The organism is Pyxidicoccus trucidator (genome assembly GCF_010894435.1).
GTDB lineage: Bacteria > Myxococcota > Myxococcia > Myxococcales > Myxococcaceae > Myxococcus > Myxococcus trucidator.
The window spans coordinates 459572-484583 of sequence record NZ_JAAIXZ010000005.1; the positions used below are offsets into that span (position 1 = coordinate 459572).

Below are 25012 nucleotides of genomic sequence, written 5' to 3' on the forward strand. Positions count from 1 at the left end.
GTAGTGGACAGCGCCACGGCGGACCGCGTGCGCGGCCCACCGCTAACATGGTCCTCCCGCCTCGCCGCAAGCCACACATCCGCCAGGAACCAGGCGCGGGCGGCAGCACGAAAATCTGCCGCGAGGATGTAAGACTTTTGAATAACCCACGTACTCTTGCAGGTGGGTTGCACCGCCGTGCTCAGGGCTTGCCGAGCAGCTCCAGCGCGGCGGTGGTGAGCGTGGTGACGCCGGTGCGCAGTGTGCGCTCGCGGTCCGGCGCGTAGAGGGGCGAGTGTGCCGAGGGCAGCGCCTCCCCCGCGGCTTGGGCCGAGGCAAGGCGCTTGGGCTCCGTGATTCCGAGCCACAGCATCACCGCGGGGATGCCCGTGCGGCCGTACTCGGCGAAGTCCTCACCGCCCATGACCGGCTGCGTTTCACTGATGTTCTTCGGGCCGAGCACCCGACCCACCGCGCCCACCAGTCGCTTCGTGAGCTCCGGGTCGTTGAAGTTGGCGGGCGTGCCCTCGGTGACGGAGACGTCCGGCGGGCGGGGCGCGTTGGCGGCCATGGCCTCGGCCTTCGCCACGCGCTCGATGCCGGCCAGCAGGGCCTTGCGGACCTCGGGCTTGTACGTGCGCAGCGTGAGCTGGAGCTTCACGTCATCCGGGATGATGTTGTGCTTGGTGCCGCCGTGGATGGAGCCCACCGTCAGCACCGCGGGCTCCAGCGGGTGCTTCTCGCGGCTGATGAGCGTCTGCAGCGAGAGGATGGTGCGCGCCGCCAGCACCACCGGGTCCACCGTGGTGTGCGGGTACGCGCCGTGCCCGCCCTTGCCGTAGAGGGTGACGTCCACCGAGTCCACGCTGGCCATCGAATAGCCGGGGGTGAACTGCACCGTCCCCGCCGCGGCGGTGCCCGTGGTGTGGAGGGCCACGGCGAAGTCCGGCTTGGGGAAGCGCTTGAACAGGCCGTCGGCCAGCATCTGCCGGGCGCCCGCGCCAATCTCCTCGGCGGGCTGGCCGATGAGCATCAGCGTGCCGCGCCACTTGTCCTTCGACTTCGCCAGCAGCGTGGCCGTGCCAATCCACGACGTCATGTGCACGTCATGCCCGCACGCGTGCATCACCGACACCGTCGCTCCCGCCGCGTCCTTCACCTTCACCTTGCTGGCGTACGGTAGGCCCGTCTTCTCCTCCACCGGCAGCCCGTCCAGGTCCGTGCGCAGCATCACCGTGGGACCCTTGCCGTTGCGCAGCAGGGCGACAATGCCGTGCCCTCCCACCTTCGGCGTCACCTCGAAGCCCAGCCTGCGCAGGCGCTCGGCCAGCTTCGCCGCCGTCTGCTCCTCCTGGAGCGACAGTTCGGGCGACTGGTGCAGGTCCTGGTACAGCGCGTCCAGGTCCGGGTAGAGCGCGTCGATGCCACCGAGCACGGGGGAGGGCGCTTGCGCCGCGAGGGCCGCGCCGCCGGGCAGGGCGGAGCAGACGAAGAGGGCGGCAAGCAGGGGGAGCGATTTCACCAGGCGGTCTCCTGTCCGAGGGGCTGCACGGCAGGCAATAGAGCACACCTCGACGCATGGCGTTGAGGCTCGCTCTCCGGGTGCGCATCCATGGTCGAAATGCCATCAGAGACACTGCTCGCCGAACCTGCCTGGATACACGACGCCGTCTTCATGCACGTGTACCCGCTGGGGGCCTGCGACGCCCTCATGCCCAATGACTTCCAGAGCCCGCCCGTCGCGCGGCTGGACCGGCTGCTGCCGTGGCTGGACGTGTGGGCCGCGCTGAGGGTGAACGCCGTCTACCTGGGCCCCGTCTTCGAGTCGTCGTCCCACGGCTACGACACGGCGGACTACTTCCAGGTGGACCGGCGCCTGGGCGACGACGCGGCGCTCGCCCGCCTGGTGGGCGGGCTGCATGCCCGGGGGATGAAGGTGGTGGTGGATGCCGTCTTCCACCACGTGGGGCGCGACTTCTGGGCCTTCAAGGACGTGAGGGAGAAGGGGCAGGCGTCGCCCTATCGGAGCTGGTTCACGGGCCTGCGCTTCGATGCGAAGAACCGCTTCGGCGACCCGTTCGTGTACCAGGGCTGGCACGGGGTGGAGGACCTGGTGAAGCTGGACCTGCGCCAGGACGCGGTCCGCCGGCACCTCTTCGACGCCGTGGCCCACTGGGTGAAGCGCTTCGGCATCGACGGCCTGCGACTGGACGCCGCGGACGACATGGACCTGGACTTCTTCGACGGCCTCCATGCCTTCTGCCGGGGCCTGGAGCGTCCGTTGTGGCTGATGGGCGAAGTCATCCACGGCGACTATCGCCAGTGGGCCCGGCCGGGGCGCCTGCACGCCACCACCGACTACGCGCTGTGGAAGGCACTCTGGTCCAGCCACAACGACCGGAACTACTTCGAGCTGGCCCACACGCTGAAGCGGCAGGTGGCGGCGGGGGAGGGGATGTATGAGGGGCTCACCCTCTACACCTTCGCGGACAACCACGATGTGAATCGGGCCGCGAGCCTTCTCAAGGAGCTGCGTCACCTCCCGCTGCTCTACCTGCTCCTCTTCACGCTGCCGGGCGCGCCGTCGCTCTACTACGGCAGCGAGTGGGGCCAGCAGGGGCGCAAGGAGGGCGGCAATGACCGGCCGCTCCGGCCGCCACTGCCCGAGCCGCCAGGGCCTCCGGACAGTCCTCCGGGCCTGCGCGCGGCCATCACCCGCTTCGCCGCGCTCCGGCACCAGCACGAGGTGCTCCGGCGCGGACGCTACCGGGAGCTGCTCGTGCGCTCGGAGCAGCTCGCCTATCTGCGGGAGTTGGGGAGCGAGTCGCTCGTGGTCGCGGTGAATGCCGCGGACAAGCCCTCCGAGCCGGTGGATCTTCCGCTGCCCGGCGCCGGGGAAGGGGAGTGGGTGGACCTGTTGGAGTCTGGGCGCCGCTTCTCGTCGCGAGGAGGGCGCCTCCAACTCGGGGCGTTGCCGCCCACGGTGGGAAGGGTGCTGCGCCGGGCCTGAGCGACAGCCTCGGGGTCGTCCCCGGCTCAGAAACGTCCGACGAGCCCGCCCATCGCGTCCCCGCGCGGTGTCGCGCCGACGGTGGGCGCCACCAGGAAGCCCGGGTCCTTCCGGTGTTGGACCGGCACGGGCTCCGGCCCGAGGACGGCGTGGGAGATTTCGTTGAACAGGAGTGCGCCCGCCGTGGGCAGCAGCATGCTGGCGATGATGTGCGTGCCGTTCTTCGACACCGCAGGCCTGCCGGGGGGATTGCCATCCGAGAGCAGCGCGACGGGCACCGTGCCCAGGCCCGCACCCAGCATCGTCAGCAGCAGGTTGCCCTTGCCGCCCATGAGCCGGCTGGAGGTGTAGACCCCCAGGCCGGAGCCGGCCGCCATCCCCACGTAGAGGGGGACCAGGCTCTCACCGCAGTAGATGGTACCGGGGAACGAGCCGCAGCTCGCGAGCCGCTGGAGGGACAGGGTGCCGCCCAGCGCTCCCCCCGCCACCGTCCCCAGGGAGCCCGCCACGGTGCCCACCAGGATTCGCTTCTTCCGCGGTGTCAGGAAGGCCTCTGGCTCACTGGAGCCGGTCGCCACGGGCGTGGCGGGCGAGGCCTCGGCCGGAGCGTCTTCCGGCGCCTGCATGAGCGGAGGCGCCGCGACGCTGTCCTCGGCGGAGGCGGGCTCGGTGACGGGCGGGAGGTCCTGGGCCAGGACAGCCCAGGGCAGCAGCAACGCGACGAGGAAGGAGGCAGTGGATCGTGGCATGGAGGCGTCCCCTGAGCGGGTGCACCCGGCCGGGCACGGCTCGCCAAGGGGCGGCGAGGGTAAGACGGGTGGGATGACGATTCCCGGGCGGGAACATACCCGAGAGGCCTTCACGGTACATACGTCGCGAGCGGCCTGGTCGGGTTGTCGGGGCTGAACGAAGTCAGGGGCCAGCCGCGCGTGGCGCGACGCTGGAGCGGTCGCGGCCCTGAACGGATGCACTGACCGTATTGGCGTCGACGTACACCCGGGCACCCGGCGCTTGAGGAGGACTCCGGTGGGAGACACCGACCTGCCGCCCGGGACGCTGGTGCGCGGCCCGCGCGCGTTGGTGGCAGCAACTTCCAGCATCCGTGCGTTACGGCTGCGGGCGTCATGAAAGACAGACAGGTGTAGAGGGGAGTCCACCCCGCTTTCTCACGGAATGACAGACAGACTCCCTTGCGCCCGAATGCAGTGTTTCATGCTACTGATGCATGTATGCACTGGCACCTGCACCTGAAGAGCGCGGCCATTCTGGCCGTGCTGTTCGCGACGTCCGGGCTCGTCGGGCCCGACGCGCACGCGCAGCAATGCACTCCCGAGCCGCCTCCGCCGGTCAAGCCGACCCGTGACTCGCTGAGCGACACGCGGCTCTTGCGGCGCATCGCGCTCGGACTCACGGGGACCACGCCGACCGTCGAGCAGTACGAGGCCATGGCGGCCGCGGCCACGCCCGAAGCACGCGCCGTGCTCCTGCGCTCGACGCTCGATGAAGTGCTCACCTCGCCGAAGTTCTACGAGCGGATGCTGCGCTTCGGACACGAGTGGCTCGCGGTGGGCGCGTATACCACCGGCGCCGCCGGTGACGCATACCAGGGAGACATGTCCGGCCACCTGTTCAGGTGCCCTGGCAACAGCCTGCACCCGGGCGCGTTCTACGCCGTGAACGAGTTCGGCTCGAAGGACCCGGGCCAGCAGTGCTCGGACAAGGATGCGGACGGCATCGCCGCCGTGCCCGAGGTGCACACTGTCGAGCCCTGGTGGGCTCCGGGAACCTCGGTCCAGGTGCTCGGCAAGGCCGGCTCCAGCGTCACCCAGGTCGTCGACTCCACCAATGGGCGGGTGTTCGACTGCGGCGTCGCCAGCGGTGGCTACTACGACCCCGGGCTCCCCAAGGGGTGCGGCTGCGGACCGAACCTGGTGTGGTGCTCGCCGCTCTCCGGCCTGGGCGGCACGAGCACCTTCGACCTCATCGGCAGTCAACGCCGCCACCCGTACGAAGAGCCCGCGCGCTTGTTCGCGCACCTCGCGTGGCATGACCGGCCGCTCTCGGACCTCGTCATCGGCAACTACTCGGTCGGAACCAACTGGCTGCGTGCGCTGTACGTGCGCTTCGGCCGGCAGATGGGCAGCAACGCGGTGGATGCGAATACCACGTGGTGGCGCCCGGACGCGGACAACGCCCCGAGAGACCCGCTGCACCCGGCGCCGAACGACCCGCAGGCGTGGCGCGAGTTCGTGGTGGAGGACTTGGAGCCCTTCCACCTCGCGCTCACCGCCGACCGGTCGCGTTCCGGCAGCCTCGACCGCACCTACCGCTTCGATCCACGCACCACGACCGAGGCGCCCAAGGGGCTTCCCGCCGCCGGGGTGCTCACCATGATGGGCGCGATGTCCTCGTTCCCGCGCGAGCGCGTCCGGGCCGCGCGCTTCCTGGAGATCTTCGCCTGCCAGAGCTTCTCGCCGCCTCCCGCGGACGTGCACTTCCCTCCGCTGGAGATCGACCCGGCGACCGGCGGGACGTGCCTGCACTGCCATAAAACGCTGGACCCCGCGGCCATCTCCTTCAAGCGGTGGGACTTCAACCCGGCCCCGAGCTACTACGTCCCGTGGCCCTTCATCCCGGGCGTGGGCAACCAGCGCGTCACGAAGGAGTGGCTGTCCGGGCAGTATCCGCACATCGGCACCATGCCGGGCTTCCGCTGGAAGAACGCCTTTCTGCCCAACACCGTGCTGACCCCGGTCACCCCCGAGCAGCTCAAAGCCAATCCGGAAGCGGTGCTGCTCGACACGATGCCCGAGTCGTACACGCTGCTGGGGGAGCACGGCGACGGCACCATGGGCCCGCTCGGCTTTGGCAAGCTCCTCGTCCGCTCCGGCGAGTTCGACCGCTGCGCCACGCGCAGGCTCTACGCGATGTTCATCGGCCGGGAGCTGAACCCGGCCACGGAGAAGGGCTTCCTCGACAAGCTCACGCGGGAGTTCGTCGGCGGGGAGCGCAAGCTCCGGCCCTTCCTCCGCTATCTCTTCGAACAGCCCGAACTTCGGAGGGGCCTGTGATGCGCACGTGGCGTTCGTCGCTGGGCGCGGCCGTGCTGGCCTCGCTCACGCTCACCCTGACGGCCTGCCTGGAACAGGAGGCGGCCCGCATCAATGACTCGGCGACCCCCGGGGATGGCGGCACCGCCTGCGAGGCCACGAGCAAGAACGATGAGATTCGGCTCGCGCTCGCGCCCGCGTGCCAGGGCTGCCACCTCACCGGCAACAAGCCCATCTTCGCCTCGCTCGCCGCGTTCGAAGGCGGGCTCGTCTACGACGAGCGGTACGTGAAGCGAGGGGACCCGGAGAACAGCCTCCTCGTCCAGATGCTCAAGGGCACTGCCCCCGGCAGCTATCCCCAGATGCCGCCGGGCCAGCCCTACGACGAGCTCGTCGCCAACGGCCGCGTCACGCTGACCATCTCACAGGTGGAGGCCTGGATTCGCGACCTTCCGGCTCCACCCGAGCAGCTGGAGACGCCTTCGCCCGAGGAGTTCCGCGTCCGCCGGCTGTCCGCCGAGGAGATGGTGGTGAGCCTGATGGACCAGCTCGGGCTCACGCTCGAGGACTTCGTCAGCACCAGCAACCCTGACTGGCGCAACAGAGCGTACGTGGTGAACTGGAACAAGTTCTTCGTGTGGCCGGGTGACTGGGCGCCCGGCATCTCGGGCGAGTACGTCTCCGACCCGCGCACCGTCGAGCGCTTCGAGGCGCTCGGAGGTGGCAACTCGCTGCTGTACCGCAAGAGGGACGTGAGCTTCGGCCCCTCCGCCGCGCAGTCCCTGGTCCAGATGTCCCAGGCCTGGTGCGCGCGCGCGGTGGACAAGAGGAACAACCCGGCGGTGCTGCGCTACGTGACGCTCGCGGACACCTCCGCCAAGAACCCGGACGCGGTGCAGAAGAACCTGCGCAACCTCTACCTGCGCATGCTCGGACAGCCGCCTCCGGACGCGGAGCTGACGGCGCTGCACGAGCAGGTCTACCTCCCGCTCGAAACGCAGAGCACGCGCCTGGCCTGGATTGGCGTCTGCTCCGCGCTCATCCGTCACCCGCTGTGGATTACCTACTGAGCCGAGGACCCCATGCCGAACACCTCTCGACGCACGCTGCTCAAGTGGGCTCTCGGAGCGGGGCAGCTCGCGCTCCTCGAACGCGCGGGGCTCCTTGGCTCCGGCATCGCGCAGGCCGCGGACTCCGACGTCCCCTCCCGGCTCGTGGTGCTCTACATCCCGGGCGGTTACCGGCCGGCGTACTACTTCACCCCGCTGGAGGATGCGGAGATTCCGCTCTGCGTCCCGGCGCCCGCCGGCTACAGCGGCGAGCCCGTCTTCTTCGATGCGAGCAAGGTGGTGAGCCTCGCGCCCGCGAGCGGCCCCTACAAGCCGCTGCGGACCTGGCAGTCCTGGAATCCCCAGGACCCCGCCGCGCGCGGCAGCTACAGCCCGCTCATGTATGGCTACAAGCACTTCGCGCTGCATGAGCAGCTGAGCGTGCTGCACGGCATCGACCAGGGCACCAACGACCACGCGAGCGCCTTCATCTCCGCGATGTGTGGTGTCGCCGGTGCGGACTACCGGGCGCCCGCCGTGCATTCGGTCATCGCGAACCACCTGTACGAGCGGTACCGCGAGAGCCGACCGCTGCCGTTCGTGGTCGTCTCCGGAGACCGGGGCATGCCGGTTGGCATGGGGTTGCCCTCCCACGCCTCGCCGGTTCGCGTTCCATCCATCGAAGCGCTCAAGCCGATGCTCTCCGCGAAGCCCGCGGACAACGCCTGGTGGACGGGGCTGGATGCGCGCACCGCAGCGCCGGAGCTGGACGCGCACGGCCGGCCCACCGGAAGCACCCTGAAGACGACGACAGTGGAGCGCTTCTCACTCTCGCGCGCCGAGCAGTTCCTGGGCCGCTCGACGGCGAAGGTGGACAACTACCTGGAGGGCCTGCATGGCTCGCTGTCGTCCGTCTCCCGCGTGCTGGCGACGGATGTCGTCTCCCTGCTGGAGAGCACCAAGGGCATCGACACGTTGAAGACGAGCCGTCCCTCGTACCTGTCGAGCTACCTGAACGAGACCTTCACCTATACGTTCGGCCTCGCGAACTTCCACCTCACCGGGCTCGACCCGCGGATGGACATGGCGCTGCGGCTGCTCAAGTCGGACCTGTGCACCTCGGTGCACGTCTCACTGCAGCTCGACTTCGACACCCACAATGGCCATGGCCATGCCTTCAGCTGCGCGCACGGCCGCGGGCTGATGGACTGCGTCGCGCGCTTCCTGGGTGAGATGAAGGCCACGCCGGCTCCCGGCAAGCCGGGCAAGACGCTGCTCGACGACACCCTGGTGCTGGTGATGAGCGAGTTCGGCCGGAGCTGGGCCTATCGCGCGGGTGACGGCAGCTACGCCCTGCCGGATGATCACCACCCCTACACCTCGGTCTGCTTCGCGGGCGGAAACGTGGCGGGGAACCGGCAGGTGGGCTCGTACACGACGCGCGGGCTTGGCGTTCCGGTGGACCTCATCGAGGAGACGGGGCAGCCCTCGAAGCGCGTCCCCAGGTCCGCGGACGTCGCCACCACCGCGCTGCGAATCATGGGCATGGAGCCGCACCAGTTCTTCATCCCCGGTGGCTACGGCGAGGTGGTGGGACTCCGGAAGGCGTAATCCCGCCGGCGGCTTCCATACGTCCCGGGCAAGGCGGGCAAGCCGAGGAAGGGACCGCTCGGCTGCTGCTCGGGGGCCTGACTCGCCTGGGAGGGCAGCCGAAGGGCCGCGTGGCTCCAGCACGAGCACATGCGTACCTTAGGCCTACGTCCCCCGAGGCACCGTGCAATGGAGCCGCACCCCACTGATGAGTCCCCGTCGGGTCCTCCTGGCCAGGAACGCAGCCTGGAAGGTGTGTCCGCCCTGGAACTGGCGGAGACCCTGGAAGACGGCTTCATCGCGGTGGACGCCGCCGGCCACATCCAGGCGGTGAACCCGGCCGCCGAGCGGCTCCTCCTGTGTCCCCGGGCCCGGCTGCTCGGTCGCGCGCTGACTTCAATCTCCGACGAGGCGGCCCGCGCCTGGTCCGAGGGGACGCCGGTGAAGAGGGTCGTCTCCGTTGGAGCCTCCGGGCGAAGGCTCGAGCTGCGGCTTCATCCGCGGCGTGGCCAGGGGTGGCTCTTCCTGCGCGACGTCATCCGGGGCGACGAGCGCTCCGGGCCGGCAGCACAGGAGGTGTCGTGCGAGGAGTCGCGGCAGCGCCTCCAGTTGGTGCTCAGCCACGCCCCCGTGCTCCTGTTCGTGTTCGACAGGAAAGGCATCCTCACCCACGCCGAGGGCAAGGGGCACGAGGGCCTCGGGCTGCGGTCCGGGCAGCTCGTCGGTTCTTCCTTGTTCGACATCTATCGGGACGTCGAGTGGATTGTCGACAGCGCCCATCGGGCGCTGGGGGGCGAGGAGGTGTCGGTGGTGGGGGCGGTAAAGAAGACCTGGTTCGACGTGCACTACACCCCGGTCCGTGATGCCACGGGAGAGGTGACCCGCGTCATCGGCGTGGCCAACAATGTCACCGAGCGTGAGCAGGCCATCCAGGTTCTCCGCCACCAGCAGTCGGTGCTCCGGTACGTCATCGCCAACGTGCCCCACGCCGTCTTCTGGAAGGACCGGCAGGGCCGCTTCCTGGGCGGCAACCAGAACTTCATCAACGACACCGGCGTGGGCAGCCTGGAGAACCTCGTCGGGAAGACTGACTTCGACGTGTGGAGCAAGCGCGAAGAGGCGGAGTTCTTCGTCAAGATCGACCGCGAGGTGATGGAGGAGGACCGGTCGTTCCATGACATCGAGGAGCCGGTCCTCCGTTCGGACGGCTCGCAGCGCACGCTGCTGACCAGCAAGGTCCCCATCCGGGACGAGGCCGGACACGTCACGGGCCTGCTGGGCATCTACGTGGACATCACCGCGCGCAAGCGGCTGGAGGTGGAGCTGGAGAAGGCAAAGCAGGTCGCAGAGAACGCCGCCCGCGCCAAGAGCGAGTTCCTCACCGTGATGAGCCACGAGCTGCGCACGCCGCTGACCCTCATCCTGGGGCCCCTGGCTTCGCTGCTCTCCTCCCGCGCCAGCGAGCTCCCGGAGCGCGCCCGGCGCGACCTCGAGCGCATCCACGGCAATGCCGTGCGGCTCTTCCAGTTGGTCGACGACATCCTGGACCATCAGAAGCTGGAGGCAGGACAGCTGCTGCTCGACCCGCAGCCCATGGACATCGTGGACTTCGTGGCGGGCATCGTGGACGACGCCAGTCCCGCGGGGAGCCTGCGAGGGCTCGACGTGCGCTTCGAGGCGGGCCCCGACCTCGGTGTCGTCCTGATGGACGGACGCAAGTTCGAGAAGATTGTCGTCAACCTGCTGGGCAATGCCCTCAAGTTCACTCCCGCCGGGGGACGGGTGACCGTGTCCCTGCGGCGGGAGGGGGAGGGCCTGGTGCTGGCGGTCAGCGACACCGGGCCGGGGATTCCCAAGGACAAGCAGGAGATGATCTTCCAGCGGTTCCAGCAGCTCGACGGCTCCGCCACACGCAAGCACGAGGGCACGGGAATGGGCCTGGCCATCGTGAAGGAGTTCGCCGAGCTGATGGGGGGCCATGTCGCCGTGCGGAGCGAGCCCGGTGCGGGTGCGTGCTTCACCGTGAGGCTGCCGGGGGCCGGGGTGGCTTCCTCCCAGCCAGGCCCCCGCGGCATGGCCGCCGTCTCTCCCACGGAAGGCTCCTTCCGGCGGTTCGAGACTCCGCCAGGGACTCATCAGGTATCCCGGCGCCCCGCGCACCCGGCACCGCACCTGCTCGTCGCCGACGACAACCCCGGCATGCGGGCGTACCTGGCGGACCTGCTGGCCGACGAGTACGACCTGGTGCTGGTGGAGAACGGCCGGCAGGCCTGGGAGGCGGTACAGCAGCGGAGGCCGGACGTCATCGTGTCGGATCTCATGATGCCGGAGGTGGACGGCATCGAGCTGGCGGCCCGGCTGAAGGCGGACCCGCGGTACCGGGACGTGCCCATCATCCTGCTGACGGCCAAGGCCAGCCGCGAGGACGTGGTCGGGGGCCTGGACGCGGGCGCGGACGACTACCTGGGCAAGCCTTTCGGTCCAACGGAGCTGAGGGCACGGGTACGCGCCGCCGTGCGCCTTCACCGGGTCTACCTGGAACTGGATGCTCGCACGCGCGAGCTGCAGGCCGCGCTGCAGACGCTGCGCGACACGCAGGCGCAGGTCGTCGAGAGCGCCCGGCGGGCCGCGGTGGGCACCCTGGTGGCGGGGCTCTCCCACGAGCTGAACAACCCGCTCGCGGTCATCCGCATGAACTCCCAGCTCCTCTGCAAGCACATGATGGATCCGGCGAGCCTGCGCCGGTCGCTGCTCGCCATCGACCGTCAGTCGCAGCGGTGCTCGCAGGTGCTGAAGGCGCTGCTGGAGTTCTCGCGTCAGGCGGCCGCCAGGCGCGAGTGGCTCCAGGCGGGAGTGTTGGTGGACCGGGTGCTCCAGACGCTCCGCCCCGAGGCCCAGCGGCGCGACATCCACCTGGAGGCGGTGCTTCCCCCGGCCGGCTCGCCCTGGGTCCATGTGAATGCCGCGGAGGTGGAGTCCGCTCTGGGCAACGTGGTGACCAACGCGCTGGAAGTGAGCGCGCCGGGGGCCAGGGTCAAGGTCGAGGTGCAGCCGCGGGAGCGGGGCGGCAGGGACGGGGTGGAGGTGACGGTACGAGACAGCGGGCCCGGCATCCCAGCGCACGTGCTGCCGCACGTCTTCGACCCCTTCTTCACGACGAAACCCCCGGGCGAGGGCATGGGGCTTGGCCTGTCGCTGGCCCGCCGGTTCATCGATGACCAGGGAGGCGCCGTCCAGGTCGAGAGCGAGGAGGGCCACGGTACCGGGGTGCGCCTCTGGATGCCCGCGGAGGCCAGGGGACACCATGGGGACTGACTTCCCAGGGGAGCACGGTGGCGCGCGCGAGCACATCCTCGTGGTCGACGACGAGGAGGACATCCGTGACACGCTGGCGACGATTCTCTCGCTCGAGGGCTACGACGTGAGCACCGCGAGCAGCGGCGCCTCGGCCGTGGCCCTGGTGGAGGCGGGGCGCTTCGACCTGGTCATCTCGGACCTGAGGATGCCTGGCATGGATGGCGTGGAGACGCTGGTGCGGCTGAAGCGGAGCCATCCCGACCTGCAGGTCATCATCGCCACGGGCTACGCCTCCGCTGAGACCGCGACCCGCTGTCTGCTCGAGGGCGCGTACGGCTACATCTCCAAGCCCTTCGACATGGACGACCTGCTGAACCTCATCCGCGGGGCCCTCGAGGCCGGTCGGCACAAGAGCCTGCAACCGGCCGGGAGCGCGGCGTCCTCCAATCTGTTGGAATGAGGTCCCCGGCCGGGAGCACAAGTCAGGCTCTGGAGCAGCTGGCTATGGATTGTCGTCTCGAGTCGCGGGGCCCGAGGTGGCAGGGCGTGGCCGAGTCATGGCGGGTTGGTAGCAAGTGCCCCTGTATGCAACGCCGTCCCAATCATCACAGTACTTCACGTCCACGGGCACCTTCGTCCAACAACCGCCATTGATGGCGACCTGTACCTTGCTGGGACAGCGGCCGTAGCCGTCCGGGCGCCGCTGCCCTGGGAAGGGTTTCGGTGGCAGGTCTACCGCGATGGAGGACCACATGGAGGGAACTCGCTCTGGTGCCACCGGCGCCGTCAGTACGGAGTCCCCGACGGCCACGGTGCCGGCATCCTTCGTCTCTTCCTGCTGCGCGAGGCGGGACGTCGCGGGCTCCTCGGAGCGACTCACGCTCAGCAGCCCCCCGGCGCTCAGCGCGAGTGCGCCTGCGAGGCCGGCGGCGGCGAGCCTGGGCCACCTGCGCATGGGAGGAGGGCGCCGCACCGTGACGCGCTGGGGGACGGGAAGGAGGCCCGCGGGCCGAGGCTCTTCTCCCGTGAAGAGCGGCACATCCGCCTCGCGTCCCGCGTTGCGCACCGCCTGCTCCAGCGCTTCCGCCACCTCGCGCGCGCTGCCTCGCGCCTCGGGGCGGGGCGAGAGCATCCGGGACACCAGGGCGCTGAGCTCCGGAATGCAGCGGGGGTTGCAGACTCGCGCCGTCCAGTGCGCCAGCTCCTCGGAGCGCCAGAGCCAGGCCTCCGCCTTCTCCCAGGGGTGGGCGGACGGAGGGTACTTCCCGGTGACGAGGCGATAGGCGGTGACACCCAGGGCGAAGAGGTCATCCGCGGGCCCCGGGGCATAGGGGACGGGCGGGGGCTTACGGGGGCCGAAGACGAAGCGCCACGCCTCGGGCGAGCGGTAGGACGGGGTGCCTGGAGGAAAGAGGTGAGAGGTGAGGGTGGCAGCGCCCAGGTGGTGTCCTGAGCCGAAGTCCATGAGGAAGGGCTGCGCGTCCGCGCGCCGGACGAGGACGTTGTCACCCTTCACATCGCGGTGGAGGCCTGCTGCCGAATGGGTGGCGTCCAGGGCGCGGGCCAGCCGGGCCAGAAGCTGAAGCACCTGTCGTGAAGACGGGCGCTGTGACTGTGCCCACGCATAGAGCGGCGTGCCCTCCACCCACTCCATGACGAGCCAGGCGTAGGAGACGCCCTCGCAGGGCTGCCAGTGGCCACTGTCCAGCAGGCGTGGGACGGCGGGGTGGTGGACGCGGGAGAGCAGCTCGGCCTCCCGGGCGAAGCGCCCATCCCCCGGGTGCAGGGCCAGCTTGAGGGCCACGATGTGCGCGGACTCCTGCTGCGCTTCGAGCACGGCGCGGTAGACGACGCCGTAGGAGCCCCGGCCGCGCTGCCCGAGCAGCAGCCACGGGCCGAGTCGCGTCCCGGGGGGCAGGCTTCCCGGACTGAGGTAATCAGACTCCATGAGGCACCTCGTGAGGCGGTCGCACCGCGCCCGAGGAGACTACTCGCGAGGTAGTGGAACTCCAACCCCATCCGGCAGGTGGACGACAGCCCTCCCCACCGGACTGACGTGGGAGTCCGGAGCGCCAGGGGACCCACGGCTGTTCTGGAAATGTTCCCGCCCGCCGTGGGCATGTCCTGGCGTGGCGGGAGCGGGGCTATGTTTGGACCCGTGCTACGGATTCGACAGGGGCAGTTGGACGCGCTCCGCTCCGATAGGGAGCGGCAGTTCGCTCGTGATGTGGCCAGGTACCTCCGTGACAACCATGCTGGCGCTGTCGCGGGCCTCGATGACGCCGAGCTCGAACGACGAGTGCTCGTGGGGCTCGCGCGCGGGCGGAAGCATGGCCTGAGTGACGAGCGCATGCTCCTCTCGTTCATTTCACTCATGTTCCGGTTCGCGCCGAACTTCGATGAGCACCCGCGCCTCGGAAAGGTGTTGAGGTCGAGTGAAGATCCTCCTGGGCGTCGCTTCCAGAAGATGGTCGCGCTCGCGACGCAAGCGGATTGGGAGGAGGTCCAGCGAGCGCGCGACGAATCGGCCTGGGCGGAGGGGCCGGCATCCCCATGGACTCATTGAGGCGTTGGCGCATGGGGCCATCACCCTCTGGCCTATATTGAAGGAGCCTGGATGTATCCGCCGAAACTCCAAGTCGACGACTTCCAATCGGTCAATCTCTCCTCCCTGTCCCTGGAGCTCTCCTGCCCGCTCGAGAGCGTCAAACGGTGTGGCATCAGGAGCCTCGCCCTGACACCCCATCCGGCCGAAGCTCGTTGCTTCACGGCGCCCCATTCTCCACTCGAGCCGGAGGCCGCGGGGAGGTATCGGCTCGCGCCAGGAGCGGAAGAGGAGCTCAAGCTCTCCTGGACCTTCGACGGCGCCCCGCACATCCGCTCGGCGGTGATCGAGCTCTACATGCGCTCGTCGGTCCCCTCCGAGCCGTTCTGGCAGAGGGTGATCGATTGGAAGTCCGTGGAGCTCCGCGCGGATTCAGGCGAGTGTGCCTTCGACGGGTCGCTGCATGGAGGCGAGCGGGAAGAGGGCGGGCTCTCGATTCTGGATCTCGCGGTGAACGTCCCAAAGGAGAAGTTCCCGCTGGAGTGTCTGAGCGTCGAACATGCGCCGTATCTGCTGAAGATGACGATCACGCCCGAATCCGGCGCGGTCGCGGAGGTGGGCTCCGCATGGATCTATCTGGACGTCGTTGCGACGGAGGTGCGGCTCTCTCCGGGAGACGAGGACTGGCTGCGCGCGTCTCCGGATGGGGACAAGGACCGGGCAATCACCCGGGCCATGTGGGAGGCGAAGTCCTTTCCCGCGGAGAAGGGGAGCTTCGCGAAGGTCCTGCTTCCCAGCAACATCTTCAGCGTGAATACCGACGAGTGGCACGCGCTGGACTCCGACGTCCCCTTCGCGAAGTACGAGGCAGCATGGGGGAATGGGCCGGAGCTCCCTCTCGTCGCGGAGCTCCTCGTGAGCAATTCGCAAGGCGAGTCCGTGTCCGCACCCAAGGCTGTGGCGGGGACTGAACTCCTTTGGGATTGGAGTGAGCCTCCCTCGCCACCGGTCACGCTCAACGGGGGAGTCACGGCCAGTGAGGACGAGGAACAGATCAACGAATACCTGAAGCGTTACCTGAAGGGGACGGCGTCCTCTTCTGCGTTTCTCAAGGGCAATAATTGCCATGTCGACCATGGCGGAAAGAGTGGCTCGAGCGCGGACAAGGACCGCGTCCTCGCCCTGGTCTCCCAGGAGAACCGGAGCGGATTTCCGTTCGAGGTGCGGCGCCCCGGGCCCCGCTCATGGGCCGCCATCAGCCGAATCCCGAACGATGGGCCATGCCCTGGCAAGACCGGGGTGATCTTCCAACCTTCACGCATCGCGGGAGACTCGTACCGGGTGAGCGCCTGCTGGAGGTACGACGGAGCCGGGACCGGTGTCCATCAACTCGACGATGCCCACGAGGACATCCAGGCGACCGTCATTGGCACGACTGGTACCTTCCAGGTCTGGAGGCAGCTCCACCTGGTCCAATACCTCGTCCAGGAGCCGGAGGCTCTCCAGGTGATGACGCTCGCTCCTTCTCTTGAAGCGAGCATTTCCGGCAAGTCGCCGAAAGAGGAGTTCGAGGAACTCGACGCGGCGCTGACGGCCGCTTTCGAGAGCGGCAACTTCTCTTACGGCAAATGGCGTGAGCACTGGTTCAAGACCGGGAAGGATCCCGAGTGGACCCTCACGGAGCTGGAGATGGATGATGCCGAGGGCAAGGCTCGGAGACTCCGGGAGCTTCATGGCCAGATCTCGTCGAGCCAGGTCACCCATTCACCATCTCCATCATCTGAGCCGTCCGAGTCCGCCTGGAAGCTGGAAATCGAGCGACTCCGCCGACGCTACACACACGCATTCACTGAGTTTGTGTGCTTGTTCGAGCAGCCCACGTCCATTGAGAGCTTCCATGAAAAAGTCAGCACCGAGGTCCAGGGCCGCAACAGCGCTGTGCTCTCCGCGGCGGTGAAACTCGACGAAAAAGAGTGGCGCAAGGGAGCCTATGTTCTGCACTTCCGCAGCTACTCCGAATTCAGGAAGGAATATCTGAGAGAGTCCAGCGGCAAGACCATTGAAAACCTGCTGGAATACTTCTCCTCGAATGGGCCCGATGAAAGACAGAAGCGGATGATGGGCCCGACCGAGGAGGAGCTGAGCGATCTCTATGAGAAGAGCAACAAGGGGTGGGCCCAGTGGATCCTCGAGTGCGTCATCGAAAAGGAACTGCACGGTGCGTCAGAGGGCGTCTACTTCCTGGACCTGCCAGGGTGCTGCCGTCGTGATCGCGAGGAGGGTGGCAACTCCCTGGAAGTGACCATCCTGGGCTATGCCATGCTTTTCCCCTCGATGGAGGGGAAGGTGGCCGTGTTCGCCAACCTGTGCAGTTCCTCTGATTATGCCGGGGCCAAGAAGCTCTCCGGTGCGAATAAGGACGTCGAGCAGAGCATGGGAGTCACCGCGGCTCATGAGCTCGGGCACTCGCTCTTCCTGGCGCACGCGCCGCTCGATGAGCAAGATCGTCCTTCCAATCCGGGCTCTACTGCAGGGGTGGAGCCAGGCTTCCATGATTCACGGATGATGACCTGCCTCATGGGCTACCACAGAAACAGCCAGTATTTCTGTGGCCTGTGTCTGCTCCGGCTGCGCGGGTGGTCGCGACAGAATCTGAAATCGTGAGTGGAGCGTGGGTTGGGACGCGGAAGCTGGGACGCGGGAAACAGCGTGGACGCGGCGGGAATCGGACCCGCTCCCCCAATCAGCTGTGGAGAGGGACTGTGCCATGCGATACGCAATGCCGAGATCTTGAGGGTGGGGGCCGGCCCACTCCTTTTCAGACCATGCACCTTCCATCACCCATGCGCACCGCGCTCCTCTGTCTCCTCTCGCTCACCGGCTGCGTGTCCAGCGCCCCCAAAGTCGAAGTGTTGCCGGAACAGCAGCCCTTGGCGGGCGCCCCTCCCACTGCGAAGCGCCTGAGTCCGGAGGAAGACCCGCGGCTCCGGGACGAAGCCGCGCTGAAGGAGCGCGCGGAGTTCCTCTGCAGGCACCACCAGGTCGACGCTCCGGCGATGTCGCGCCTGCCGCGAGGTACGCGCCCCTACGAGCTGATCCGCGAGGCGGACCTCTTCCACGTCCGGGACTTCCCCAACGTGGTGGCGCGCACGCCGTTGGACCAGCCCGCCGTCTTCGCCGAGGTGGCGAACCACATCCGCTGCAAGGTGGCGTCGATTGAGGTCCGCGCCTGCACGGCGGCCGTCACCCTCTGGCAGACCCGGCCCCGCTGGGAGGACCCGGCCTTTCCCACCGCGGCCCTGAGTGAGTCCGAGTCCCTCGACTCGCGGCGGGCCATCCTGCGGCACTGGATGGAGGTGTCGTCAGCACCGGTGACGAAGACGTATCGGTGGGTCTTCTCCCGGACTTCGGCGGACACCTGGCGCGCGGACTTCGAGCTTCCGGAGCGGGCACGCGGCTTCGGCGACCCCTTCTTCGGACCGGACGCACCGAAGGAGCGCCCCGCCATCCCGCAGTTCGCGAGGGATGAGATGACGGCTCCTCAGCGGCTGTGCAGCGGCACGCCGAGGTACACTGCGGAGGCCCTGGCCGCGCGCGTCCAGGGCCAGATGGTCACCCGGTGCGTCCTGACCCGTGAGGGCTCGGTGAAGAGCTGCCGCGTCCTGAAGCCGCTCCCGCACATGGAGGAGGCGCTGTTGAAGGTCTTCCACAGCGCTCGCTTCACGCCCGTCACGGCCCACGGCGAACCCATCGACGTGGACTACACGTTCACCACCAACTTCCTGCTCCCCCGATAGCGACCGGGGGAGCAGGGCTCCCGCTACAGCCCCGGACCGCGAATCCAGTCGATGTCGAACTGGATGCCCAACCCCGATACCGGGTCGAGCCGGAGGTCGGTGATGGTCCCATTCCAGTCGGGCAGGCCCGCCAGCTCGAACGTGACGGTCTGGTAGGCGCCGTTGCCGGAGTAGACGGCGCTGGCCACGCGCGTGGCGGAGAAGCCGGGCTGGGTGCTGGTGGCGAAGAAGAGCTGCACGCCGGTGTTCTGCGAGGCCCTCATGCGGACGTGAATCCGCGGCACGCGGCTGGCGCTGAAGTTGTAGTCGCTGTTCACGACCACCGCGTCGCCGTTGTTGGACGAGGTGCCGGTCAGCACGCCGTTGGCCACCGCCTGCCCGGCGATGTTGCCGAAGGTCGTCCAGCCCTCGAAGCCTCCCGGCGCGTTGAACTCCGCCCCCAGGTCGGCGGCGTCGAAGGGATGCCGGTTCGCGGCGATCTCCACGGAGTCCGTCACCTGGTCTCCGTCCGTGTCCAGCGGAGGCACCGCGAAGTTCGTGCTCCAGCTGAGGGTGAAGGACTGGTTCTTCCCGGTGGCGACCGCCTTGATGTAGAGGTCGCCGCCCGGCTGCACGTAGTAGCCCGAGGTGCCAGCGCCGCGCAGGTTGGCGAGCGAGGCGTGGGAGGTGAGGGCGCCCTGGCTGGAGGAGAGCGCGAGCCCCCCCAGCCTCCCGAAGTCCTTGAAGCGGGCGACGTAGTTGTCGCCCACGCTCGCGTCCTCCATGTTCATCGTCACCACCTTCACGGCGGGGAGGGACTCGTAGGTATACGTGTACTCGAAGCCCTCGTTGACGATGAACGGGAGCTGGTGCCACTCGTGGTAGCCCGAGTTCTCGATGTAGAAGAAAGGAACCGTGGGCGTTCCCGCCTTCTCTCGCGTGCAGGTGAGGTTGGGCGTCTGCTCGAACGGCACGTTGTAGGAGAGCCGCGAGAGGACGAACCGGTGGTCGCTCCGGTACGCGTTCACCCAGTTCGGCGGGCGGTACTCGTCGCCCACGCGCATGAACGGCTGGCTGGACACGAGGGTGGTGTTGGCCTTGCCGGTGATGCCGCCGGTGAGATCCCTCAGCGCGATGGACCAGTACCGCGGGTGCCCGGCGTGGTTGGCGTGCGTGCCCGGGGCGGGGCGGAGGTCGAAGTCCTCCAGCACCGTGCGGGGCGGAGCGGCGGGCGACATCGTGTTCCCGGAGAAGAAGTGGTTGGTGTGCTTGATGGCCGCGCCGGTGTTGATGAGGAAGTTGGCGTTGGCGGCGTCCCACCCGATGAAGTGGGAGTCCCGGACCTGGCCCGCGCCGTCATACACCCGGTAGGCGTGAAGGGGCCCGCCGTTGAGGTTCTCGCCGGAGTTGGCCACGAACACGCTCTGGTCGACGACGCTGTAGCTGGCCAGCATGGTGCCGACCGTGTTCTCCACCAGGACGTTGTTGCGGAAGAAGAGGTTGTCGGACGGGCCACCCGCGCCAATGCCCGTGTAGATGGCCATGTCGTTCGCGTACCAGGTGCTGTTCTCGATGAGGTGCGGGGCGGTGTCCGACCAGCCCAGGTTCGGCTGGATGGAGTGGTTGGCGTCCAGCCCGTCGAAGATGTCGATGCCCGTCATGCTGCTGTGGGCGCTGTTGCCTCGGAAGGCAATCATCGGCAGCGTCCTGGGACGCATCGACGAGAAGCGCGGGTCGGTCGCGGACTGCCCCATGGGGCGCTCGGGGAAGGCAAACCAGAAGCCGGTCCCCTGGGTGCCCGCCGCGACGTTGTCCTCGAACGTGTTCTGGGGGTTGGTGATCCAGTAGCTGGCCGGGGTGCGGTTCTGCACCTGGTCGAGCTCGTTGTCGGACGGAGTCACCTGCTCGCCCGGCGCGGGCCTCTTGGTGAGCAGCGTCACGTTCCGCCGGATGACGTTGAAGCGCTCGCTGCCGTCCTCCAGGAACACGCCGTGACCGATGTGGTCATAGAAGAAGTTGTTGTCGACCAGCGTGCTCTCGGTGCCGTGGATGGTGATGGCCCGGTTGTAGGAGCGGTGGACGCTGGAGTTCTTGAAATACTGGCCCGCGCCCGCGCTGCCCAGCATGTGCCAGTGGAACGGGTAGCGCCCCAGGCGCGCCTTCTGGCCCATGTTGTAGAGCTCGACGCCGCTGAAGTACGCGGTCGAGTTGTCCATGATCATCACGTGTCCGCCGAACCCGGAGGTCGCGGACGCCGCATCCCCCTGCACCAGGATGTTGTGTGTCAGCAGTCCCACCTGGGCGCGCAGGTCCGCCGTCCACGAGCGCGCGCCGTTGGAGTAGGTCTTCACCACGCCGGTGTGCGGCCAGGTGAGCGGGCTCGACAGCGTGAGCGTGGTGTTGCCCGGCTGGACGCTCGCGATGGTCCGCTGCTCGGCCTCGTTCCATTGCAGGCGGCTGGAGACGATGACGATCTTGTCACCCGCCTGCCAGTCCACGGCTTCCTTCAGGCTCACGGTGGCGCTGCCCGCGCTCACGTTCCCGTTGAGCTGCGTCCAGCTCACGCGCGGCCGGCCGTGAAGGTGGAGGGTGGCGTTGTCCATGGCGCCGATGAACTTGTTGCCCATCCCCATGACCTCGGGGTCGGCCGCCGTGGCGTTGAGGGTGAAGGTGGCCGAGCCCGGATAGGGCGTGAGCTCCTGCCCCACCTCGAGCCGGGAGCCGCTGCCCATCACCATCACGTACTTCGTGGTGACGTTCAGGTTCCGGTTCTGGGCGCCGAGCAGCTCGCCCCTCACGGTGACGGTCCTGGGCGTGGCCGTTCCCTGGAGGACGACGGCGCTGCCGACGCTCACGGTGGCGTCGTCGCTCGCGCCGGGCACCGCGCCGCCCCAGACGTACGGGTCCTGCCAGTCGTGGAGCATCTCCAGCCGGAGGTCATCCACCAGCCCGGTGTGGTCCCCGGGCGCCGTGTCCACGCCCATCACGCTCAGCGTGCTGGTGCCCGCGTCCAGGTAGAGGGCGGGCGAGAGGTACTCCAGGTACTGGATGCTGGTGAGGCGGAACTCGCCGAGCTGGGTGGCGCCGAGGGTGACGCGTACGTTCTTGGCCGGAGGCTGGGTCGGGTCGCCGGCGCGCAGGGCGGCCCGGAGGCGGACCCGGTAGTAGCCACCGCGCGGGACGGTGACGGGGGTGGACGCCGAGGTGGCGCCCTGGAGGAAGAGCACCTGGGCGCCCTCGGGTGCGTTCGGGTTTCCCGCCGTGAACGCACTGGCGTTGCGGGACAGGCCACTGCCCCCGGAGAAGGTCCACGGCCCGCCCGCCGGAGTGTAGGCGTACCCTGGCGAGGCGGGGAGGGCAGGGGACTCGAAGCCGCTGATGCCGAGGTCCCTGATACGCGTGGCCTGGAGCGCGTCCACCAGGGCGGTGTGGTCACCCACGGTGTTGGCTCCGCGCAGCTCGATGGAGTGGGGGCCGGAGGCCAGCGGCACCGCGACCGAGGTGAGGCGCTGGTAGGCCGTCCCGGCGGGGGTGAACGTCTGGATGACCGCGCCGTCGACTCGCAGCTCGATGCGCTGGGCGCTGGGGATGTTCGCGCGCTGCGCGGCGGAGAAGCTGAAGAGGTAGGAGCCCGCCGCGAAGTTGAGCGTCCGCGAAGCGGCGCCCACCCCTTGGAGGAAGAGCACCTGGGCGCCCTCTGGAGCGAGCTGGGTGTTACCGGTGAAGGGGGTGGTGTTCCTGGTCAGGCCCGCGCCGTTGACCATGTCCCAGCCAGAGCCCGCGGGCGCGTACGCATACCCGGGCGAAGCGGGGAGGGCCGGCGTCTCGAACGTCCCGTTGGGAACGGTGAAGGCCGTGGAGGATGCGGAGCTCAGGCTGGCGGCGACCGCGCCGTCAGGGAACGCCAGTACCACCAAGGAAAGCAGCAGAGTCCATTTATACAGTGAAGTCTTCATTGTCGGGTTTATGGCGCTCTCGACAGGGGGCCGTCAAATCGCGGGCCCGACCCTCTGCCATCTCCTCCCGTGAGGACAGCCTTGGCAGGCGTGTACCCAAAGGGGGCTGCACCGCCTCTGCTCCGACTGGGAGCACAGGTAACTACAAATGCAGTTCATCAATGCAATCATCGCTTGATCCGGCGCCGCTGTAGCGGCGTAACTCCCGGCCATCCAGCATGCTCTTTCGTTTGCGGCCCCAGCGATAAGGGGCCACCCGCTTCACCTGGCGCTCGTGCAGTCGCGCACGCAGGAAATCCTCGTCACCACCACGGCCATGAAGATGCCGCAGCAGCACCTGGGCTTGCCCACGGCAGGTGCGAGCCTGGCCCCAGCGAGAGCCCCCGGGGGGCTCGACCACTATCTCGGTGGGTGATGGCCTGTCACGCGCTCGAAATGCACTCCCAGGTTCCCGATTCTCTCAAGCGCGTTCTTGATTTCCTCAGACACGATGAGAGCTGACTGATAACCCTGTATTCGGAAGACCCGCGCGTTTTCAGTCTTCGACGTGTCGATCCTCAGCCCGTAGATTGCGCGGTATGTGCCGACTCGCTCAAGTGCAGCTCCGTCTGGAGGATAGAGCTGGACCTCGCGGGAGTTCGCTTCGTCAACGCACTTGAAGCACTTTGTTGCGTTGATGATGAAGAATGGATTCGTGCAACTTTCGACGGCTATATGAAATACCTGGACGTCATCAGGGGCGAATTCACGGAAAGCACTCGCGACCCGTTCATCTGCGATAGGCGTCCTCCCGGAATTAGCCACTGAAAAGGAGCGCTGGGGCCCTGCTCGGAGCAGTTTGGTCTTGAGTGGTCCGGGATCTGGCACTGGCCTGCCATCGCCAAACATCCACGGGTCATCCAGTTCGCCGCCGGACGCAGGGACGGGTAACTCCAGAACCCATTGAGGGAGGTCGGCAATTCCTACGTCGTAAAAATGATGAGCCATCTAATTGCCCTCTTTCGGCACAACCAGACGCCGAAGCTCAGAGCCAGACGTCAGAAGTTCATCCGCGAGTGTGGCAAGCTCCTCGACCAGGCGAGCCCGACACGTCTCTGTATTCCTGCATTTCCCTAGAGCGTGATTCAACCGTCTCAGTACTGCCTCGTGGTATTCGCGCGGGTGAGGGCCTTGATGTCCTCCAAGCCGGACTCGATTGGCGACGTCATCGAGGGACATCCCGGCACGGCCGAACACCTCCTCGCACAACGGAGTCCAAGGACCTCCGGACGCTGCAGAAATCGTGTTCTTGTTCGTGCAGATGTGGTGAACCGGTCCCTCCGCGTCACCAGGATTCTGGCCGTTCGAGTACATCGCAATCGCTGCGACGGCTCCCGGCGTGAGCGCCACATGAAGCACACCGGCAGCCGGCACCGCGATCGAGCCCACTGCGCCATTCAGCGCACCTGAAAGCAGGAATCCACCTTCGGCCTGCGCGCGAAGTGCGGCTTGGGAGAAGCCGGGGAGCTTGGGGCCTTGAGCCGCCATCGCGCTCTTTCCGCCAAGGGCCGCAGTGACGAGTAGCACCAGGACGCGTGCGCCGTTCGTTCCCAACACGCGCCCGAACTTGTGGCCGATGTCCTGCAACTCGATGACGCTTGTTGCCTTCCCAGCGTCGTCCCACAGACGGACGAACCCACGACCAATCTCCCATACCGGAATCATGCCGAGGTAAGCCACCATGGCGGCTGTAAACGCGACCGCGAGGACCTTCGTGACAGGCTCGGGCAGGGTCATCGCGAAGAGTACGGTCAGTGCAGCCGACGTCAACATTGCCTTGAGCACTGCCGGATTTAGCATCTTACCGACCTCCGCTTCGACGCTCTCCCAGACGGTATCAAGCGCAAACGATAACGCCATCAGCGTCCGATCCTTCCTTCCGAACGGTAGCCCCGTCCCAGCTACCAGGGGCAAGCAGTCCTCCGACTCTGGGCAGATGCGCGCGTACAACGACTCAGGTGAAGCTCTGGAGCCAGAATCGGCGAGGCCCTTCGAAGATGCGAGCAGGGTCCTGGACTGGGCCCACCCCCGCTGGTCCGCCTCGTCCGTCTCGCGGAACGCAACATCCAGCCTCATGTCGAGGATGAGTCGCGAGAGGGCAGCCTTGAACTCCTCCTCGCCAATTTCGACTGGCTCGGCCTCGAACGGCGTGAAGGCGATGGGCGCTCCCTGCCCGGTGTCAAGGTGGACAACCCGCGTGGTCGCGCATCCCGTTGCGAGTACGACCAGTAAAACGACTCCGTAAATTCGCATGATGCCCCCCAAGCGCGTGGCTCCCCGGGAGGAGGAGCTGGGCAGTCACATATCAGTTTAGTCAGGAAAGCTTGAACACCACGCCAGCGGTGTTGTCTCCCAGGCTCCGGGGAGTTGGACAGCTCCTCGGAGGATTGGAGCGCGGCACTAGTGATGGCGCCTCGGGTTCACCGCGTGCGCGGCTACCCCTATGGAGACGAGAGCACGCACTGTGAGGACTGCCTGGGCAGGGGCGTGTCCAAAGAGGGCTGTACGGTCTGTCTACCGGCCTGGCATTCAGCCCAGGCTCCACCCGTCAACGTCCCTCCTCGGCCCCTCTGCTCCAGCCCTCACCATCCAGCGGCCATTTATTCGCCCTATGCGCTGCCGGGGCGCGGGAGGAGGCGGCGAAAGGCGCGAAGGGCATGCTGGAGTCGGTGGTCCCCGATTCGACCAGGCCGACCCGTGATGCCCTCCGCGAGCTGCTGG

The 25012-nt window shown here is 67.8% G+C and carries 15 protein-coding genes; 8 read left to right on the forward strand and 7 right to left on the reverse strand.

Annotated features, from left to right (window positions below; genetic code table 11):
• Nucleotides 1-181 precede the first annotated feature (181 nt).
• Nucleotides 182-1501, reverse strand: a complete 1320-nt coding sequence (locus tag G4D85_RS17770) for an amidohydrolase (RefSeq protein WP_164013405.1) — start codon at nucleotides 1499-1501, stop codon at nucleotides 182-184.
• 99 nt (nucleotides 1502-1600) lie between these two features.
• Here G4D85_RS17770 and G4D85_RS17775 point away from each other — a divergent pair, with 99 nt between their 5' ends.
• Complete coding sequence (locus tag G4D85_RS17775; RefSeq protein WP_164013407.1) at nucleotides 1601-2989, forward strand: alpha-amylase family glycosyl hydrolase; 1389 nt, start codon at nucleotides 1601-1603, stop codon at nucleotides 2987-2989.
• 26 nt (nucleotides 2990-3015) lie between these two features.
• Here the strand turns inward: G4D85_RS17775 and G4D85_RS17780 are convergent, their stop codons facing one another.
• Nucleotides 3016-3738: a hypothetical protein gene (locus G4D85_RS17780; protein ID WP_164013409.1), complete on the reverse strand. Its 723-nt coding sequence runs from the start codon at nucleotides 3736-3738 to the stop codon at nucleotides 3016-3018.
• A gap of 480 nt (nucleotides 3739-4218) precedes the next feature.
• Here G4D85_RS17780 and G4D85_RS17785 point away from each other — a divergent pair, with 480 nt between their 5' ends.
• From G4D85_RS17785 to G4D85_RS17805, 5 genes are all read left to right on the forward strand, one after another.
• The gene (locus G4D85_RS17785; RefSeq protein WP_164013412.1) at nucleotides 4219-6060 is read left to right on the forward strand and encodes a DUF1549 domain-containing protein; all 1842 of its coding nucleotides are present in this window, start codon (nucleotides 4219-4221) and stop codon (nucleotides 6058-6060) included.
• Nucleotides 6060-7109, forward strand: coding sequence for a hypothetical protein (locus tag G4D85_RS17790; RefSeq protein ID WP_164013414.1), 1050 nt, complete (start codon nucleotides 6060-6062; stop codon nucleotides 7107-7109). Before G4D85_RS17785 ends, G4D85_RS17790 begins: the two co-directional genes overlap by 1 nt.
• A 12-nt stretch (nucleotides 7110-7121) precedes the next feature.
• Nucleotides 7122-8699: a DUF1501 domain-containing protein gene (locus G4D85_RS48855; protein WP_205525585.1), complete on the forward strand. Its 1578-nt coding sequence runs from the start codon at nucleotides 7122-7124 to the stop codon at nucleotides 8697-8699.
• 234 nt (nucleotides 8700-8933) lie between these two features.
• Nucleotides 8934-11993 (forward strand): ATP-binding protein, encoded by a 3060-nt coding sequence (locus G4D85_RS17800; protein ID WP_164013416.1) that lies wholly within the window; start codon nucleotides 8934-8936, stop codon nucleotides 11991-11993.
• The gene (locus G4D85_RS17805; RefSeq protein ID WP_164013418.1) at nucleotides 11983-12435 is read left to right on the forward strand and encodes a sigma-54-dependent transcriptional regulator; all 453 of its coding nucleotides are present in this window, start codon (nucleotides 11983-11985) and stop codon (nucleotides 12433-12435) included. The genes G4D85_RS17800 and G4D85_RS17805 overlap by 11 nt, the downstream gene beginning before the upstream one ends.
• A gap of 42 nt (nucleotides 12436-12477) precedes the next feature.
• On the opposite strand, the gene G4D85_RS17810 is transcribed toward G4D85_RS17805, so the two are convergent.
• Complete coding sequence (locus tag G4D85_RS17810; RefSeq protein WP_164013420.1) at nucleotides 12478-13923, reverse strand: serine/threonine protein kinase; 1446 nt, start codon at nucleotides 13921-13923, stop codon at nucleotides 12478-12480.
• Nucleotides 13924-14592: 669 nt separating this feature from the next.
• Between G4D85_RS17810 and G4D85_RS17820 the strand changes: the two genes are divergently transcribed.
• Nucleotides 14593-17184 (forward strand): zinc metalloprotease, encoded by a 2592-nt coding sequence (locus G4D85_RS17820; RefSeq protein WP_164013423.1) that lies wholly within the window; start codon nucleotides 14593-14595, stop codon nucleotides 17182-17184.
• Nucleotides 17185-17450: 266 nt separating this feature from the next.
• A complete protein-coding gene (locus G4D85_RS17825) occupies nucleotides 17451-18317 on the forward strand; it encodes an energy transducer TonB (protein WP_205525586.1) in 867 nt (288 codons plus the stop codon).
• A 23-nt stretch (nucleotides 18318-18340) separates the two neighbouring features.
• On the opposite strand, the gene G4D85_RS17830 is transcribed toward G4D85_RS17825, so the two are convergent.
• The 4 genes from G4D85_RS17830 to G4D85_RS17845 form a co-directional block, all read right to left on the reverse strand.
• A complete protein-coding gene (locus G4D85_RS17830; protein WP_240359355.1) occupies nucleotides 18341-22210 on the reverse strand; it encodes a G8 domain-containing protein in 3870 nt (1289 codons plus the stop codon).
• Between the two features lie 184 nt (nucleotides 22211-22394).
• Complete coding sequence (locus G4D85_RS17835; protein WP_164013429.1) at nucleotides 22395-22589, reverse strand: hypothetical protein; 195 nt, start codon at nucleotides 22587-22589, stop codon at nucleotides 22395-22397.
• A gap of 62 nt (nucleotides 22590-22651) precedes the next feature.
• Nucleotides 22652-23239: an imm11 family protein gene (locus G4D85_RS17840; RefSeq protein WP_164013431.1), complete on the reverse strand. Its 588-nt coding sequence runs from the start codon at nucleotides 23237-23239 to the stop codon at nucleotides 22652-22654.
• Nucleotides 23240-24544: an AHH domain-containing protein gene (locus G4D85_RS17845; protein ID WP_164013433.1), complete on the reverse strand. Its 1305-nt coding sequence runs from the start codon at nucleotides 24542-24544 to the stop codon at nucleotides 23240-23242.
• Nucleotides 24545-25012: the final 468 nt, after the last annotated feature.